We start from the raw sequence: 17,428 nt of genomic DNA, 5'->3' as shown, positions 1-17,428 counted from the left end.
CTACAGAGGCTGGCTTACGCGTTCGGGTTGCGCAGCACCATCAGGCGGATTTCGGTCATGTCTTCGATGGCGTAACGCACACCTTCACGGCCGACACCGGAATCTTTCACACCGCCGTATGGCATGTGGTCTACACGCCAGCTTGGTACGTCACCGATCACAACACCACCGACTTCCAGTTCGTCCCAGGCTTTTTGAGCCTTGTAGATGTCCTTGGTGAAGATACCGGCTTGCAGGCCGAAGTCGGAGTTGTTCACTTCTTTCAGCGCTTCGTCGAAGTCAGAGAACTTGCTCAGCACCGCAACAGGACCGAAGGCTTCCTGGGTGTTGACGTTCATGTCAGGGGTGCAGTCTGCCAGCAGAGTGGCTTGCAGCATGGCACCGTCGCGCTGGCCACCGGCCAGAACGGTTGCACCGGCTTCACGGGCTTCTTCAACCCAGGTGTGCAGACGAGTAGCTTCTTTCTCGGAGATCATTGGGCCAATGAAGGTGTTTTCGTCAGCTGGATCGCCCGCCACCAGGGCGTTTACTGCAGCGGTCAGGCGCTCTTTGGCTTCGTCGTACAGGCTTTCGTGAACCATGATGCGCTGAACAGAGATGCAGCTCTGGCCAGACTGGTAATAAGCACCAAACACAATGCGCTGTACCGCGTCTTCCAGATCAGTACCTTCGTCAACCACACAGGCGGCGTTGCCACCCAGTTCCAGTACCACTGGCTTCTTGCCGGCTTTGGCTTTCAGGTTCCAGCCCACCTCAGGAGAACCGGTGAAGCTCAGCAACTTCAGACGGTCGTCGGTGGTGAACAGGTCAGCACCGTCACGGTGACATGGCAGGATCGAGAACGCGCCTTTTGGCAGGTCGGTCTCGGCCAGAATTTCACCAATGATGATGGCACCGATTGGCGTCAGTGAGGCTGGCTTGAGGATGAACGGACAGCCTGCTGCCAATGCGGGTGCCACCTTGTGAGCCGCCAGGTTGAGCGGGAAGTTGAACGGCGAAATGAAAGAACAAGGGCCAATTGGCACGCGCTTCCACTGGCCGGTGTAACCTTTGGCGCGTGGGCTGATGTCCATCGGAATCACTTCACCGTAGATACGGGTCGCTTCTTCAGCGGCGATCTTGAAGGTGTCGATCAAGCGGGTAACTTCACCGCGGGCGTCCTTGATGGGTTTGCCGGCTTCAATACACAGCGCCTGGGCCAGCTCTTCAAAGCGTTCTTCAAAGCGACGCACACAGTGGTAGATGATCTCCTGACGCTTGTAGGCAGGCATCTTGCGCATTGGTTCGGTGGCTTCTACGGCCGCCGCAATGGCCTTGTCGATGGCAGCAACGTCGGCCATGGCAACACGAGTGGCGACTTCACCGGTGTACTTGTTGGTGACTTCGAGGTCCTGGTTGGCGGCTACAGCCTCGTTGGCAAGATAGTAGGGGTAGGATGCCTGCAGCATTTCCATTTCTCCGTTTGGTATTATTCGTTGTTATTAATTGGCGGCTGGCGAGCAGGCCGCTGGTTGTAACGCGGCACTAACGGCCGCTTCTGCGCATTCAATGTCTTGCTGTACCGACGCTCCGGACACTCCAACCGCGCCAATAACCGGCGTATTGGCATCGACTGAGGCGGGCAACTGAACCGGTAAACCGCCACCCAGCATCAACATGCGGGGATGACTGGCTAACGCCTGTTTGATGTCGGTCTGGTTGGCCAGTCGTTGATCCCATTCATGGGTCGGGCGTTTGAAACTGACGGCGGTGTAGGCCTTGTTTGCGGCGTAGTCGATGGAGTGCAGTGGCGCACCGTTCATCCGCAGACTCGCCAGCGGCAAGCCTTGAGGGCCGACCACAGAAATGCAAACGGCCACGCCAAGCTCTCCCGCTTTGGCGCGGGCGGCTTGTAACATGGCCAGAGCTGAGTCGGCGCTCAGCTCCTGGATCTGATAAAGCGAAGTGCTGTTGCTCATGGCTACCTACAGGTGAAATTGCACATTGGTCTGGCCGGTGCCGGAGCTTTCAAAGTACGGCGTAATGATCTCGGCCTTGCCTTGGTATTGGTCCCAGCCCAGTGCGCCAAACAGCATGGCGGTATCGTGCATGCCGCCTTCACCACAACAGAATTTGGCGTACTCCGGCAGCATCTTCAGGAAGGTGGCGTATTCGCCTTGCTCCCACAGCTGCAGCACTCGCAGGTCGACCTGTTTGTGGAATTCGCGGGAGATGGTGAAGGTGCCGTTGTTGGCAACGTAAAGCTCGTTCTCCCAGATCTGGTGAGACAGCGAACCAGATGCCAGCAGCATGACCTTGCCGTCGTACTCCGCAATCGCTTCGGCAATGGCTTCGCCCAGCACGCGGGAATCGTTGAGGTTATGCACGGTGCACCAGGCAGCGATGGAAACCACCTTGAATTGTGAATCCGGGTCCATGAACTGCAGTGGCACCAGAGTGCCGTATTCCAGATCCAGGGTTGGCACCTGATGTGACAGCGTGTGCACGCCTTTTTCCGTGGCTTTGGCCGCGATGGCATCGCCCAGCGCTGGCTCGCCCGGATGGCTGTATTGCAGGTTCTGGATGAAATGGGGGAACTCGTGCGAGGTGTAAACACCTTCGAAGTGTTCGTTGCTGTTGATATGGAAACCGGCGTTCACCAGCCAGTGGGTGTCCAGCACAATGACGGTATCGACACCAGCGGCACGGGCACGGCGGCCCAGCTCACGGTGGCCATCAATGGCCGACTGGCGGCAGCCTTCCAGTTTGCCGGGTTTTTCCGACAGCAGCATGGTTGGTACGTGTGTCACTTTCGCAGCAATTGTAAGTTCGCCCATCGTCATCACCTTGTTGTATTTGTTCGACTGAAGTTGGCAGAACCGCAGTTGGCTGCGGCTCTGTCGGTCGGCACAGAAGGCTGGAAACCGTCCATGCTGGCTAGTGATCACTAAATATTAACATGTTAAGTAAAATATAGTTAACATGTTATCTAGTGTCAACGCAGCAAAAAGTCCGAAAAGGGGCGTACTTGAGCCAGATCAGGTCAGCATTTGAGCCAGATCAGGGTTGGGGGAATGGCCAATGTTTTCGAGCATGTAGGCGGGGCGGTTGAGGTCGGGCGCGCCCAGTTGTTGAGAGCGCCCTATTGCTGAGAGCGGCCCAGTTGTTGAGAGCGGCCGAATTGTCAGGCGTGGAAATTTGTTGGGCCTGGCTCAGGCGAAAAGACTGGAGCGGGCGAGAAGCCCGCGCTCCAATTGGACCCTGCTGTCAGGGTTCGAGGTTAATCACTTCGTCGAGCAATTCGTGCAGCAGTGCCATCTTTTCCGCCGACAGCTTGTCAGCAATTGCATGATAACGGCCTTCCAGTCGCGGGCTGACACCGGCAAACATGGTCTTGGCTTCGTCGGTCAGGCTGATCAGCATACGACGCTGGTCTTCGGTCGACTTGCGGCGCTTGATATGGCCACTGGCTTCGAGCCGGTTAATGATGCCGGTGAGGCTGGGGCTGAGGATGCAGCAAATATCGGCCAGCTGTTTGGATTCCAGCTCCTCGTACTCATTCAACGCCCGGATCACCCGCCACTGCTGTTCGGTCAGCCCGATTTCCTGCAGGATCGGGCGGAAGAACGCCATGGTGGCTTCTCGTGCTCGCAGCAACTTGAGTGGAATCGAGTCGTTGAACTTGCGCATGTCGATGACTTCCTTTGGGCAGCTGGCATCCGCAGTTGGAGCAGATGCTGAATCGGTTTCAGGTGCCAGATTATTGAACACCGTTGGCCTCCATAACAAATAACAGAATAGTGCTGAAGATCAGCACAGCGATGGAATACGGCAGGTTAAGGCGGAAGACATCCCTGCTTCTGACCTGATACTGACCGTGCAAAATAAAATTAACCGCGCTGAACACCGAACCTGACATCGCCAGAGAAACGCCAACGATGTAGGCAAGTGCCATCAGCGATGGCGTAGTGGTGGCCTGTGCCAGCAAACCGGCAAAAATCGCTACCAGCGCAAACTGGTGAATCCCCAGGCTGGCGATCACAAACACGGCCACCATGGTAATAGTCGCGGCGAGGGCGTCGGTATGTTCAAACGGCGATGGAATCAGTCCGGCGCTGATGCTGCTTTTGACCGCTGCCGCAAGGAAACCGGCGGCCAGAAACAGCGAAATTTCCGGCCGGGCGCCAGGCAGTACCACCTTGACGTGATTCTTCAGCTTGTCGACGCTTTGTTGTGGTGAGTGGGTCAGCAGCATCCACAGGGTTGGCACCAGCACAGCGATGATAGATACCACCACCAACATCGGCAGCTGTGGTAGCAACTGGTGGGTCGCCAGCAGTGCAACAATCATCACCGCTGGCAGTTTCAGGCTGGCCGGGCGCATCGGGTAGCCATTGTATTGCTGCAGTTCCTGGTGGTGACGGAAACGGCTTTCCAGCACAGTGAACACCAATGCGAACACCACAATTGCCATCGACCAGGGATACACCTTGCTCATCTCGACACCCGGTACATGGTGCAGCAGCAGCGGGATCATGCTGAGGAACGGCGACCAGAAAATTGCCAGTGCAAACGCACGGGTCAGAATGACATACGACAGCGGGCTGATGTCGGGCTGGCCTTCCGTGCGTGGCCGCCGGACCTGATCACCAACCAGCATCAACGAAGAGAAGTTGGCGACCGACGAAAACAGATGCATGCCGGTAAAGGTGGCCAGAAAGCTTGGTAATCCCTTGCTGCTGCTACCGCCATAAAGCCGGGTCGCCATACGAATAAAATTCACCGATGCCAGCAGCATGATCAGCTTCAAATGTTCGGAAGCCAGCGCAATCAGGTCGAGCTGGCCGGTGGTGTAGCTGCTGAGCCCGGTAAACACAATGCCGCCAGCGATCAGTGCCACAATCGGCTTGCGTTGTTTGGGGCTCAGGCGTGGCAATTCCAGTACCACGTAGATCCACGCCAGCACGGTTGCCAGTGTGGTGGTTTCGAGCCAATGCAGTGAATCCGCCAGCGTCAGTGCCCAGGTAATGAGCAATAACACACCGGATACGACGGGGGCTGGCCAACCAGCCGGAAGCGCTGTTGCAGTAGTGGTGGACGACGCGGACAAAACTGATCTCTTAATATGTTAAATAAATGTCAATATTACACTAAAACAAGCAATTTTAACGCCGTTACACTGTTCACTTTGGTGATTCAGAATCGGGTTAAAAACAGAGTCGGGTTAAAAACTGACTCGTTAGCCTGGGCTGGATATTCATTTACACCGGACAGTCATCAGGCGGGCCGCCTGCGCTCCCACGCCCAGCGACCTGTTAGTGAGTGTGGCCGCTGGCGGAATGCTCGGTGCTGGTCAGACGGAAATCCCGTGGTGTCAGACCCGTCTGCTTGCGGAAAAAGCGTGAAAAATAGGATGGATCGCTGAAACCGAGTTCAAAACCGATGTCGTTGATCGACAGCGTGGAGTGCAGCAGCAAGCGCTTGCTTTCCTGCAGCATACGTTCGTGGATGAGCTTTTTCGGCGGTACGTTGGCGACCCGCTGGCTGATGTGGTTGAGGCGGCTTTCAGACACGCCGATGCTGGAGCAATAACGTGACAGCGGCCAGCGATTGCGAAACTCCCGTTCCAATAGTTCTGAAAAACGCCGGAACAAGCGCAGCTCTTCACTGGCAACGGTTTCGGTGGCAGACGATTTTGGCGATAGTCGTAACAGTTGCAGCAACAGCAGCCGAATCAGGCTTTCGAGGGCAAATTGTTTATCGGCGTGACTGCTATTCCACTCGTCTTGCAAGGCTTCAAAGCTGCCGACCAGACGATCCCAGGCAAGCCGGTCGGTGGCGCACAGTTGTTGTTGCTCGATGCCAATAGGCTGCAAACGACCAACTTCCTGCTGACTCTGCTGGCTGCCAGCCATCAGCGACCACACCAGTGATTGATGCACCGTCAGCACCCAGCCGCTGGCGCCGGGCTCGGTCATAAAGGAATGGGGAACCGCCGCGGGGGTCAGGAAACAACAGGCACCAAAACAGTGGTACACCTGTTCGTCGATATGAAAATGGGTTTCACCTTCGTGGATCAAATGAATCTGCACGTATTGGGCGTGCATATGCACCGGCATGTCGCGGCCAAAATGATCGGCCATACGGCCCAGGACGTCGAAGTGGATCTCGGCATCGTGGTAGTGCTGATCGTAATCCTGACCAATAACGATATTGGGGATCCATTCGTTGTTATGGTTAACCGGCATGGGGTTTTCTTCTTATTTTTTATTTTATGGTCGGGCGTCGGGCGTCGGGCGTCGGGCGTCGGGCGTCGGGAAGGCGCTCCTGACTCCCGTCTCCTGACGCCAGACCGCTTAATACACTGAACCTTTTTCGGCTTTCGGCGCTTCAATGGAGGCCTTGAATTTGGCCGCCAGTTCATTCGACGATTTCATCAGCAAACCGGTATCTGTGCCAACACCCACAAACAGCGCACCCAGTTCAATATAACGCTGGGCCAGTGCCTGATCGGCGATCAGGATGCCCGGTGCCTTGCCTGCGGCAACGATTTTGGCGATGGATTCTTCAATCACGGCCTGTACTTCCGGATGACCCGGGTTACCAATATAGCCCATTGAGGCGCTCAGGTCAGACGGGCCAATGAAGACACCATCGACGCCTTCGACGGCCAGAATATCATCCAGTGCGGCAACGCCTGCCGGGGTTTCGATCTGGATCAGCACACACATCTGCTCGTTGGCTGTCTGCAGATACTGAGGTACACGATTGAACGCAGAAGCTCGCGCCAGCGCGCTGCCAACCCCACGAATACCTTGCGGTGGGTAGCGAGTGGCTGCAACAACGTCGGCGGCCTGTTCACCGGATTCCACCATCGGCGCCAGAATGGTCTGGGCACCCAGATCGAGAATCTGCTTGATACGCACGGCATCCGGCCAGGGTGGACGCACAATCGGTGTTACCGGATAAGGCGCAATGGCCTGCAGCTGACCCAGGATAGTCTGCAGATCGTTAGGCGCGTGTTCGGCGTCGATCAGCAGCCAGTCAAAACCGGCACCGGCCAGCAGTTCGGCGGTGTAGCTGTTGGCCAGCCCCAGCCACAAACCGATCTGGGCCTGATCACCGGCCAACATGGCCTGTTTGAATTGGTTGATTGGAGCGGACATGTTGTCTCCTTGAAGCTCTGTCGGATGGCGCAAGCTTATCCGACCTGTTGTAGGAGCGAATTTATTCGCGAAAATCGCGGGCCCGCTTAGGGCCATCGGGAATAAATTCCCTCCTGCGAATGGCGTGATGCTTGTTTTTCTTGTTCCCTCGCTCCTGCGTGGGAACCCGTTTTTAACCGCACCCGTGTCGGATGGCGCAAGCTTATCCGACCTGTTGTAGGAGCGAATTTATTCGCGAAAATCACGGGCTCGCTTTGGGCCATCGGGAATAAATTCCCTCCTGCGAATGGCGTGGTGCTTGTTTTCTTGTTCCCACGCTCCTGCATGGGAACCCGTTTTTAACCGCACTTGTGTCGGATGGCGCAAGCTTATCCGACCTGTTGTAGGAACGAATTTATTCGCGAAAATCGCGGACCCGCTTTGGGCCATCGGGAATAAATTCCCTCCTACGAATGGCGTGATGCTTGTTTTTCTTGTTCCCACGCTCCTGCGTGGGAACTCGTTTGTAACCGCACCTGTGTCGGATGGCGCAAGCTTATCCGACCTGTTGTAGGAGCGAATTTATTCGCGAAAATCGCGGGCCCGCCTTGGGCCATCGGGAATAAATTCCCTCCTACGAATGGCGTGATGCTTGTTTTTCTCGTTCCCACGCTTCTGAGTGGGAACCCGTTTTTAACCGCATCCGACAATGCGTCTGACCGATTATTTAAAATAACAGCTGATCGATCCAAGCTCGCCGTAGTCGACCTGGAAGGTGTCTCCTTTACGTGCCGCCACCGGACGGGTGAAAGAGCCGCCCAGAATGATCTGGCCGGGTTCCAGCGTGATGCCGTACGGGTGCAGACGGTTGGCCAGCCAGGCCACACCGTTGGCCGGGTGGTTCAGTACACCAGCGGCAACGCCGGTTTCTTCAATCACGCCGTTACGGTACATGATGGCACCTACGCGACGCAGGTCCACGTCGGTGGGTTTGATCGGCCGGCCACCCATGATGATGCCCGCGTTGGCGGCGTTATCGGAAATGGTGTCGAACACTTTACGTGGGCGACCGGATTCCGGGTCGATGGATTGCGAACGGGCGTCGATCAGTTCCAGCGCCGGGATGACGTAGTCAGTGGCGTTGTAAACGTCGAAGATGGTGCAGTTGGGGCCGGACAGTGGTGCTTTCAGAATGAACGCCAGTTCCACTTCGATACGTGGCACGATAAAACGGTCAGTCGGGATGTCACCGGCGTCCTGGAACAGCATGTCGTCCAGCAGGGTGCCGTAATCCGGCTCGTCGATCTGGGAGGACATCTGCATGGCGCGTGAGGTCAGGCCGATCTTGTGACCGATGATCTTGCGACCTTCGGCCAGCTTCAGCTTCAGCCACTCACTCTGGATCTTGTAGGCATCTGGAATGGTAATGTCCGGATATTGCAGTGAGATCTGGCGAATTTGCTGACGGTCTTTTTCGGCCTGGTGCAACTGGGCCGCGCAGTCTTTGATAATGTCTTCTGAAAGCATGAGGGTTCCTCGGCTTTAGTGCTGCTGGCTGTTTATAAGGGACCCCTCTCCCCCGGATGAGCGGTGGGGAAGAAGGGTTCCAAACCTGTGGTCTCCTGACAGGAGTCAGCCGGTCAGCGCAGCTCGGGTTGCTGTTGTTGTCTTGTGCTTTTCACCAATAGGGTGCTTTGGGCGCTTAGCCCTGCAGCGATTCCAGATACTGGCTTTCGCTGATCATGTGGTTAACCAGACGGCCGACGCCTTCCACTTCGGTAACGATTTCATCGCCCGGCTGCACGTCAGCCAGACCCTCAGGAGTACCGGTGAAAATCATGTCACCCGGTTCCAGCGTCATGATGTTGCTCAGGTACTCGACCAGATACGGAATGTTGAACACCAGGTCTTTGGTGGAACCTTCCTGTTTCAGCTCACCATTGATGTAAGTGCGCAGGGTCAGGTTGTGCGGATCGGGTACGTCGGCGGCATCGACGATGTACGGGCCAACTGGCGTACAGGTGTCGCGGCTCTTCACCCGCAGGTTGGGGCGGTAGTAGTTTTCCAGATAGTCGCGGATAGCGTAGTCGTTACCGACGGTGTAGCCACCGATGTAGTCCATGGCGTCTGCACGGGAAACGTTCTTGGCGGTCTTGCCAATCACCGCCACCAGTTCACACTCGTAGTGCATGTAGGCAACATTGTCTGGCCGGTAGGTGTTTTTATTATGACCCAGCAGGGCGTTCGGGCCTTTCAGAAATACCAGTGGCTCATCCGGTGCCTTGAAGGACAGCTCGGCGGCGTGGTCTGCATAGTTGATCGCCAGAACAAAGATCTTGCCGTCGCAAGGCGGCTGCCAGTCAGCATCGGCCTGGGCAATCACAGTACCGTCAGCCAGTACCGCATCGTTGTTGTCGTTGACAGTGACGTTGGTCAGTTCGCCGTTAACCAGAATACGTGCGCGTTTCATGTGCTGTTCCCCTTAACCCAGTTCAGACTCATTCACGACCGGATTTTCCAGACGGCCGAGGGAGTCGATTTCGATGGCAACGGTGTCACCGGCTTTTAATGCCAGTGCGTCAGTGCGTTCCGGGGTACCGGCAATGATCAGGTCACCGGCTTTCAGGGTCATAAAACTGCTGAGGTAGCTCACCAGTTCGGCCACGCCAGCGCGCAGCTGGTCGGTGCTGGTGGTGTGGCTCAGTTCGCCATTGATAAAGGTCTTGATCGTCAGTGCTTCAGGTGTCGCAACATCGGCAGCATCAACCACCCATGGGCCAATCGGGCAGAAACCATCGCGACACTTGGCTTTTACCGCTGGGCGGTAGAAAGAGGTTTCTGCCAGTGAGACTTCGTTAACCACGGTGTAGCCACCGACGAATTCCAGCGCTTCGGCTTCGGATACGCGGGTCGCCTGCTTGCCAATCACGATACCGATCGCAGGACCGGCATACAGGGTGGTGCCGTCAGCTGGAGCCGGAATCGCCGCGCCATGACCAATATGGGTATTGGCGGTCTTGATGTGCAGTACCGGGCGGGTTGGTGGGCTCACATGTGGCTTGTCGTTGAAAGAGGGTTCCAGCTTGGCGTACAGCGCCTTGTCGTTCAGCGCGATGCCATAAACCGTGCCCGTAGTGGCGGCCAGGTACTGGCTGTCGGCAGCCAGGCTTTCGTTGTTCGCAATGGCAACCTCGGTTACCACGCCGTCCTTGAGGATTCGGCAATGTCTCATTGCGAGCTCTCCAGATGAGTGAATGACGGGTGACAGCACCAGCAGATTGGCCGTCACCGGGATCAGCTGCATGACAGTGATCGTTATTTTTGTTTACATGTTAATTAGTTTTGCTGCGAGTCTGGCGGATGTCAATAACTTAATATATTAATTATTGTAGTGAGCTATAGATTGCTCGAGAAACTGGCGGAAAAAGCGGTGGGGACCAATCGGATCATAGAGGGACTGACTCCTTATGATCCGACCAGGATATCAGCAGCTAACGGCCAGTTCTTCAGCTTGCGCCAGTATGCTGAGCATGACGTTTTTGTGATTGGGAATGCGTTCAACAAAGGCTCTGAAGGGTTCCAGGTCCGGGTAGGCCGCAATGGCTTTAGTAAGTTTTTCCTTGCGGTCTTTTGCCCATTCGGGAGCCGCTTGGGGATGAATATATGATTGGTAATTGGCAATCAGGAAGGTCAATACCTCTTCCGCTCGGTGCGACTCTTTCCTCAGACTATAGTTATGCCGCAATTCCTCATACATCTCGTTTGCGACTTTGGGGTAGCGGCTTAAAGTCATGTCGATTTGTTCAAAGGTCAGACTTTTCAGGCGATAGCAGGCCTTGAATTTTTCTCCGTCGAAGGGTTCTGCATCCAGGTAATGCCGCATCAACGAAGAATGACTGTGCGGTGACAGGAGTAGAGAACCAGTATCGGTGAGAAATTCGGCCCGAATCGATTCGTGCTGCCAGTATTGGTCAACCAGTTGACCATCTTCACAGTGTGCCAGTGCAAGGGCTCTGAGTTCTGCCGGGCGTTGTTCATCTTGTAAAAGCGCCGTTAACTCGCTTTGAAACTGCTGGTGCAGTTCGCCACTGTCGTTATTGATATCTTCATTTAGGGTATAGATCGCAGATCTTTGGACATATTCATCGCTATCGGTTGTGAGTTGGAGAAGGTTCTGTAATGGCAGGATCTGTTCTCTTCTTCTAGCTACCTCCCTGCGCACAGCTGGCAGTTTGTCGTTGCAGAGCATCTGCAGAATTTCCAGGTCATTGCTGTTCTTTGCCAAATCGATGCGGGCAGCCTTGTTACCAAGGGATTTCAGGCTGGTTTTGTCGGGGGTGAAGGATTTGATCAGTCCACGGCGAGCAGCTTCGATGGCGGCTGACTGGCGAATGGAGCTGTCCTTGTCGTCGGTCAGCAGCAGAATTAATTCGTCGGAGGCTGGTTGTTGGGGATGGTTGACCAGGGCTTTGCGTAGAGTAACAGAACCAACGGCGGCAATGATTCGATAAACAAATTCGCTGTGACAAGGACATTTATTGTCCAGCAATGCCCTGTGCAGGTAACGATCCGCAGTTATCGCAATTTGGTTGACGTGGTTGGGGTTGAGGCTGGGGGCTGTGAGCGCATCTCTTACCAGTTTGGCGTCCGTTTCTGATGTCATCATGTCGTCAAAAATAACTTCTAACCCTTCTGAGTCACCTCGATAGACTTCTTTGACAACATTCGCGAGGTTGTAGCTGGATGGTGATACGGCTTTGCCGGATTCCAGCAGATGCAGTGCGTAAACCGGGTTCTGTTGCAGGTCATCGGGAACGTAATACACCAATTTGCGATAAAAGGTTTTTGGACACTTGGGGTTGCGGGCCATCAAGCGGTCAATCAGGGCGTAGCCCAGGGTACGTTTACGAAACGTTTCCTGCAGCGATTTGACCGTAGTGGAATGGTCTCGTAATACGGGGAGATCCTGTTTCCAGTCACCCTGTTTGGCAATACGATCCAGTATGTCGTTGTTGTCGATGAACTGGTTGCCTATCTGGGCGTTGACCCAGTTGTTTGGACCAATCATGCCCAGTGCCTGTTCGGGGGTCAGGTTAGGGTTAGCGGCCAGAGCAATAAGGACGTGTTCGTCTCTGGAGTTCATCTGCTGATTGATTCGTTCAGCGTTGCGGGTGTGTCTGGCGATACCGAGCTGAGCCCATTCGGGTAACTGGCGGGTTTCTGCAATGGTGATGATTTCCGCATTGGCGTTGTTGTGCAGTGTGGCAGTACAAACACTGAGCGCATCACCATTGCGGACGACATTGATCAGGTCGTCGCTGCTAAGGGCATCTGATAACAGGCTGTTGATGAAGCTGGTTTCCTGAATGTCTGTGTCTTGCGTTGATGTGTTCTTCGACGATGTGTTCTTTTTTCCTGGGGATTTCCTGGCTGGCTTTGTTTTTGGGTGATATTCCAGTGGTAGCTGGCGCAACGCCGCCTCCCGAACCGGTTTGCTTTTGTCCTGGCTCAGCTGAATCAATAATTCCAATGGACACTGCTTGTCGGACGCTGCCCGCACACGAGCCTGGCGTGCTTCTGAATTGGTGAGAAGGGTTAACTGCTGTTTGGACAATTGCGGAATAAAGTCCGTAATTGCGTCGATGTCTACTTTCTTGCCGGTTGCACAGGCCCAGTTCAGAGCAAACTCCGCAAACAGTGGAGGCACCGACGCAATCAGAAAGCGGCGCTCTTCCACGGTTGAGCCCGGATACCAGGTGCGTAATGTCCAACGCAGACTTAACAGGCCTGAATACAGGCTTTCCGAGAGCAGTATAATGGCGGCTATTTGGCGGGTGTCATCGCTATGTTGCAGACGCAGGTCTACCAGTTCCGCTCCACATAGGGCTTTTACTCGCTCGGTCATTCGTCCTTTGCTTTCGAGCTGTTGGAACCATAGCGGCATCATAAACGCCAATTGTTGTATGAAGTGTTTATCACTATTGGGATGTAACACAATCAGCTCTAGCTGAGCATCGCTGCAGTGGCTACGAAGCAGCAGACTCCACTCCAGAAACCAGCCCTGACAATCTGGCAAGTTCAGGCATTCGTCGATCAGTGAATCGCTGGCTTCACTAATGGCTCGTGCGACTTCCAGCATGAATGTGGGAGACGGGCTGCCTTTTCTCACTTCCTTTGGGCTATCCACCCAGTAATGCTGGCTGGAAATGTATTGTTGGGCTTCGTGTTTCAGGTCTATTTCCATGTCAGTCACTCCTTGTTCAAACCGTTTCAGGTTGTTCTGCCTCATCGATCAGTTGCTGTAATAACTGCTGGTCTTTGGGGTTTTGAAGCTGTGCCTGAAAATCCTTGAACGGCTGTAGAAATGGTTCCGACTTCAGAGCATCAGCAAAGTCCATGTGGCTGTTTCGGTTGGCATGATCGATGGCTTTCTGCAGTGAGCAGTGAGCGAGCAGGTTGGGGTGATGCTTGATCAGGTAGATCAGGGAGCTGACGGAGGTACCATGACTTTCACCGATATGTTTTTTGAGCATGCTGGTCGGATCCTGAGCTTGAGTCGCCAGCTGCTCGATGATTTCAGCCGGTACATTTTCATGCTGTAACAGCCAGAACGATTCGTCTGCGCTCTGGATGTCCAAAAAGGTTTTGTACAGCAGGACATGGCTACCACTTTTGGGTCGAGCAAATCTTCGAATTTCTTTTTGCTCTAACATGGCTTCAAGCAATGGGGCATTGTCGCAATACTTCAGCACCATGGATTTCAAGCCTGGAGAAAAGTCCTTGTTTTCAAGAATCTGGATGATGGCTGCTTGCAGTTGATTCCGAGATGGTGGCGTTGGCGAACTCATCATTCGATCCAGTATCCAAAAAGCACTGTCGACGACTTGGTCGTCGCTATCGGTCAGTAGTTTTTCCAGACAGGAAAAAGGTAACGCCTGCTGATGTTTGGCCAGTGCCCGGCGAACATCCAGCACCTTGTCTCCACACAGCATGTGCAGAATGTCAGGGTCGCTGCTGGTTTTAGCCAGGTCGATACGTGCGGCCTTGTTGCCCAGGGTACGGAGGCTGGTTTTATCGGGTGTTTGGGCAGAGGCCAGTCCTCTCTTTGTTGCTTGTTTGCCAGCGGCCTGCCGTACTGAGCTGTCCTTGTCGCTGGTTAATTCCCGCAATAGCTGTGTGTACACCCGCTTCAATTTCAGTGACGCCAGTTGTTTACGTTGTAGCGGCGTTCCGGTTGTAGCGATCAGGCGATAGATAAATTCGCTGCAAACTGGCGTGTCTTTTCGCAGGATGCGATTGTGAATATGGATATCGTCAGTGATGGCCAGCCGGTTGGCTTCGTTAGGGTTGAGAGCTCTTGAACCGGCAATCCGGCGGATCAGGGCGTCGTCATTTGCATAACGATTCAAGGCATCAGTGATCGCCATTTCATAGCTGTCATCACTGTCCTGGTCTGGACAAATTGAGTTTGGCCGAAGCGGTTGGGGAACTACCGCTATACCACTTTCCAGCATCGACAGGGCGTAGGCTGGGTTTTGTTTCAGATCCTCGGGGCAGTATGCCGCCAAACGTTTGTAAAAGATTTTTGGGCAGTTAGGATGGCGCGCGATTAAGCGGCCCATGATTTCAAATCTGAAGTCTTTTTCATAAAAGAGTGTTTGCAGCTGTTTGGCTTTAGTGTCGGGATTACGCAAGGTCGCCAGCATCTCTGGCCACTTTTCTGGTTCGGTAATTGAATCCAGAACCTCTGGATCGTCGATAAATCGGTTGGCGATAATGGCGTTGCACCAGTCATCACCGAGCAACTGTAAAGCCTGTTGTTTAGTCAGTACGGGGTTGGCTGCTAGTGCAATCCTGATGAACTTGCTGGCACCCTTCAGCAGTGACTCAATGCGTTCCTTTGAATCTGTGGATCTGGCGATGCCGAGTTGAGCCCATTCAGGTAAGTCGCGACTTTCGGCGGCATGAATCACATCGATGGTGCTGTTGCTATGCAAGGTGGCAGCACAGGCAGATAGAGCCGAGCCAGCTTGTGCAATTTCCCGTAGCTGCTCTACCGGTACGGCCTTCTGCATTAATCGAAGGTTAAAGTCTGGAGCAGTTGCTTGCTGGTTATTTGTCTTTTGTGGTTGGGACTGTCTTGCGGACAATTGAGCGCTAATTGATGCTGCTTCCCGAACCTTTTTGCTGCCGTCTTTGGCAAGTTTTTTGAGTAGTTCACCGGAGGCGCTTGAGGACTGGGCCACGGCCAGTCGCAAGTGCCAGTGTTTCGAGTCGGCCATTTGCTCAAGATGCTGTGGTTGAAGCTCGGTTGCCAACTGCAGGAAAATCTTCAGGTCATCGGCGATGCATTTTTCTTCAAGACTAGTCAGCATATCGTTTAGCAGGCTTTCCGGGGGATAGGTCTTGATCGGGGTTGAGGAATCCCTGAAAAGTTTTCTCAAACCTCTTAACCCATTGCTGTAAAACAGTACGTGTTCGATGTTTTTAAACCCGATGACCTGACTGGGACGGGCTTCTTTGCTTCTTCTGGTGATCTTATTGATTTCATCGTCAATGTCTTGGTGGTGGGTGTGAGCGGATTCAACAAACTTCCTGGCTGCCGCTGCTCCTGAGTCGATAAGTTCTGATTCGAAAATCATAGTGAGTTCGACCAGAGAGCCGGGGGCATTGGGATGGCTTAGTAACTGAAAGCATTGATCGGTGGTGAGGTGCTTGCGCAGAATAAATACCCAGGCAATGAACCATTCTTGGCACTGCGGCGATAGCAGGCACTGCTCAATCACACAAAAATCAACGTGGTTAATTGCTTCAACAGTCGCCAGCGCCTCTTTCAGTTGTTGTTGATTTTCTACTTGCCGCCAGAATCCATTAGCCGGGTATTTATCTCCCCAACCACCATCATATTCGAGCTCTTCATCCGGGGCTTGTAGTGATTGTCTGAGCAAATCAATCGTCATTTTCTTAGTCCTTTAAATCGACTTTGACCCCAAATGGAAACAGGGGGCGGTTGGGGTTTCTTTCAGTCAAGCAGTACAGATATTGTGCCTGGTCGAATGAGCGAGGAGGCACTACCCATAACACGTCAATATCTGGTGGTTCGGCGGGAAATTCTCCAAAGCCATCCGTGAAATAGATCGCGACCGAAGGACGCTCCAGCAGGCTGTACTCGGTTGCCAGAAAATTGAAGTAGGGCACAAAGCTGGTGCCACCGTCACCGACCGGTTGAGGCAGGGGCTGATTGCGTTGCAACAGGTGTGGGCCGTTGAGTTCCACATCGATGTAAAACAACTGGGCAATGATATCCGGGTGGCTGTTCAGAATGGCTACCACCTCGTTCATAAAACTCGATAGCTGATCGCGTTCAATGGAACCGCTGGTGTCAATAATGATGTCGACGCGCAACTGCTCGGATTGCAGGTATTCCAGATGCAAACCTTGATGCAGCAATCTGGGGTCAAACTCGACGTAATCGTTGCGTGAGGGAATCATGTAGTGGCGCAGCATGGCGCGCCAGTCGAGGCTGTCCTCGCGCAGAATTTCAAGCTCGATAGCTAACGACGAAGTGGTATCTCCGGGTAGTACTCCGGCAGGTAGGTGGCTGGCATTCTGTTCCGCCTGGCCGATGGCTATCTGGTCGTTTGCCAGCTGTTGTACTGTTGCCAGCGCGCCGCGCCAGTAGTTGTGGCTATTTGTGCTTTGCTGCTGCAAGCCGACAGAAGGCTCGCGCAACAGGTCGTGATGGGGTGTTCCATCTCCATCCATGTTGTCCGAGCCTGGCTTGTTCGTATCTGAGCCTCCTTCAGTGTTCGTGTTTGAGGAAGTGGATTGTTGGGGGACTGAAGGCTGGTGGTTGGGTGCCGATTCTGTACTTTGGCAGTTCTTATTAACTGGCGGCAGTAATTGATAAACCTCTTCAACCGAATAGCCGGCAAAGCCAGTCTCGAAGTATGTTCGAGGGGCTGCCGGAAAGCGGGTGGTCTCACGGATGATCTGGTTTACAACAATGTCGGCGGCTTCATTCCAGCGGGATTGCTCTCGTTCTCCCATTCGTTGCTGGTGGTTCAGCGCCAGGTGCAGCAGCTGGTGTAACAGGTAGCTGGTTTGTTCCGGTCGTGGCAGAGAGCTTAAAAACCCGGGGTCCACTTGTAACGTCTGGCCTGCCGTTTCTGCGATGTGAACCTGATTGTCTGGCTCAAAACGGGCGAACATGGCCAGACTGGCCAGAAAAGGATGCTGCTTGCGCAGCATCAGTACAAAGCGAGTCCAGAGATCATCCAGATTGTTCTGTAAAGGGGGCATGT

Annotated in this window: 13 protein-coding genes; all 13 read right to left on the bottom strand. The window is 54.1% G+C overall.

The features are described 5' to 3' along the window. Positions 1-14: 14 nt before the first annotated feature. The 13 genes from K6123_RS21535 to K6123_RS21475 all read right to left on the bottom strand — a co-directional run bounded on the left by K6123_RS21535 (position 15) and on the right by K6123_RS21475 (position 17,426). The gene (locus K6123_RS21535) at positions 15-1,448 is read right to left on the bottom strand and encodes an aldehyde dehydrogenase family protein (RefSeq protein ID WP_221801506.1); all 1,434 of its coding nucleotides are present in this window, start codon (positions 1,446-1,448) and stop codon (positions 15-17) included. 33 nt (positions 1,449-1,481) lie between these two features. Continuing rightward, a complete protein-coding gene (locus tag K6123_RS21530) occupies positions 1,482-1,958 on the bottom strand; it encodes a GlcG/HbpS family heme-binding protein (RefSeq protein WP_221801504.1) in 477 nt (158 codons plus the stop codon). A gap of 6 nt (positions 1,959-1,964) precedes the next feature. Then, positions 1,965-2,816 carry a 3,4-dihydroxyphenylacetate 2,3-dioxygenase gene (gene hpaD / locus K6123_RS21525; protein ID WP_221801502.1) on the bottom strand — a complete coding sequence of 284 codons (852 nt, stop codon included), beginning with the start codon at positions 2,814-2,816 and terminating at the stop codon, positions 1,965-1,967. 430 nt (positions 2,817-3,246) lie between these two features. After that, positions 3,247-3,750: a homoprotocatechuate degradation operon regulator HpaR gene (hpaR, locus tag K6123_RS21520; RefSeq protein ID WP_343224025.1), complete on the bottom strand. Its 504-nt coding sequence runs from the start codon at positions 3,748-3,750 to the stop codon at positions 3,247-3,249. After that, positions 3,740-5,014: a hypothetical protein gene (locus tag K6123_RS21515; RefSeq protein WP_221801500.1), complete on the bottom strand. Its 1,275-nt coding sequence runs from the start codon at positions 5,012-5,014 to the stop codon at positions 3,740-3,742. The genes hpaR and K6123_RS21515 overlap by 11 nt, the downstream gene beginning before the upstream one ends. A gap of 280 nt (positions 5,015-5,294) precedes the next feature. Next, positions 5,295-6,227, bottom strand: coding sequence for a 4-hydroxyphenylacetate catabolism regulatory protein HpaA (hpaA, locus tag K6123_RS21510; protein ID WP_221801498.1), 933 nt, complete (start codon positions 6,225-6,227; stop codon positions 5,295-5,297). A gap of 108 nt (positions 6,228-6,335) precedes the next feature. Further along, positions 6,336-7,145, bottom strand: coding sequence for a 4-hydroxy-2-oxoheptanedioate aldolase (hpaI, locus tag K6123_RS21505; protein ID WP_221801496.1), 810 nt, complete (start codon positions 7,143-7,145; stop codon positions 6,336-6,338). Between the two features lie 702 nt (positions 7,146-7,847). Beyond that, the gene (gene hpaH / locus K6123_RS21500; RefSeq protein ID WP_221801494.1) at positions 7,848-8,651 is read right to left on the bottom strand and encodes a 2-oxo-hept-4-ene-1,7-dioate hydratase; all 804 of its coding nucleotides are present in this window, start codon (positions 8,649-8,651) and stop codon (positions 7,848-7,850) included. A gap of 175 nt (positions 8,652-8,826) precedes the next feature. After that, positions 8,827-9,594 carry a fumarylacetoacetate hydrolase family protein gene (locus K6123_RS21495; RefSeq protein WP_221801492.1) on the bottom strand — a complete coding sequence of 256 codons (768 nt, stop codon included), beginning with the start codon at positions 9,592-9,594 and terminating at the stop codon, positions 8,827-8,829. A gap of 12 nt (positions 9,595-9,606) precedes the next feature. After that, a complete protein-coding gene (locus K6123_RS21490) occupies positions 9,607-10,356 on the bottom strand; it encodes a fumarylacetoacetate hydrolase family protein (RefSeq protein WP_221801490.1) in 750 nt (249 codons plus the stop codon). Between the two features lie 252 nt (positions 10,357-10,608). Next, positions 10,609-13,368 (bottom strand): hypothetical protein, encoded by a 2,760-nt coding sequence (locus K6123_RS21485; protein WP_221801488.1) that lies wholly within the window; start codon positions 13,366-13,368, stop codon positions 10,609-10,611. 16 nt (positions 13,369-13,384) lie between these two features. Next, entirely contained in the window at positions 13,385-16,084 is a 2,700-nt protein-coding gene (locus tag K6123_RS21480; protein ID WP_221801486.1) for a hypothetical protein, read from the bottom strand. Positions 16,085-16,088: 4 nt separating this feature from the next. Further along, a complete protein-coding gene (locus K6123_RS21475; protein ID WP_221801485.1) occupies positions 16,089-17,426 on the bottom strand; it encodes a DUF2201 family putative metallopeptidase in 1,338 nt (445 codons plus the stop codon). Positions 17,427-17,428: the final 2 nt, after the last annotated feature.

This window comes from Oceanobacter mangrovi, from assembly GCF_019740315.1.
GTDB classification, from domain to species: domain Bacteria; phylum Pseudomonadota; class Gammaproteobacteria; order Pseudomonadales; family Oceanobacteraceae; genus Oceanobacter; species Oceanobacter mangrovi.
The sequence above is the reverse complement of the archived record's forward strand: the minus strand, read 5'-3'. Positions and strand labels throughout refer to the sequence as shown.

Excerpts from the sequence above, each read along its gene's own strand:
- K6123_RS21535 (WP_221801506.1), bottom strand. The coding sequence starts at position 1,448 with ATGCTGCAGGCATCCTACCCCTACTATCTTGCCAACGAGGCTGTAGCC.
- K6123_RS21530 (WP_221801504.1), bottom strand. The coding sequence starts at position 1,958 with ATGAGCAACAGCACTTCGCTTTATCAGATCCAGGAGCTGAGCGCCGAC.
- hpaD (WP_221801502.1), bottom strand. The coding sequence starts at position 2,816 with ATGGGCGAACTTACAATTGCTGCGAAAGTGACACACGTACCAACCATG.
- hpaA (WP_221801498.1), bottom strand. The coding sequence starts at position 6,227 with ATGCCGGTTAACCATAACAACGAATGGATCCCCAATATCGTTATTGGT.
- hpaI (WP_221801496.1), bottom strand. The coding sequence starts at position 7,145 with ATGTCCGCTCCAATCAACCAATTCAAACAGGCCATGTTGGCCGGTGAT.
- hpaH (WP_221801494.1), bottom strand. The coding sequence starts at position 8,651 with ATGCTTTCAGAAGACATTATCAAAGACTGCGCGGCCCAGTTGCACCAG.
- K6123_RS21495 (WP_221801492.1), bottom strand. The coding sequence starts at position 9,594 with ATGAAACGCGCACGTATTCTGGTTAACGGCGAACTGACCAACGTCACT.
- K6123_RS21490 (WP_221801490.1), bottom strand. The coding sequence starts at position 10,356 with ATGAGACATTGCCGAATCCTCAAGGACGGCGTGGTAACCGAGGTTGCC.
- K6123_RS21485 (WP_221801488.1), bottom strand. The coding sequence starts at position 13,368 with ATGGAAATAGACCTGAAACACGAAGCCCAACAATACATTTCCAGCCAG.
- K6123_RS21480 (WP_221801486.1), bottom strand. The coding sequence starts at position 16,084 with ATGACGATTGATTTGCTCAGACAATCACTACAAGCCCCGGATGAAGAG.
- K6123_RS21475 (WP_221801485.1), bottom strand. The coding sequence starts at position 17,426 with ATGCCCCCTTTACAGAACAATCTGGATGATCTCTGGACTCGCTTTGTA.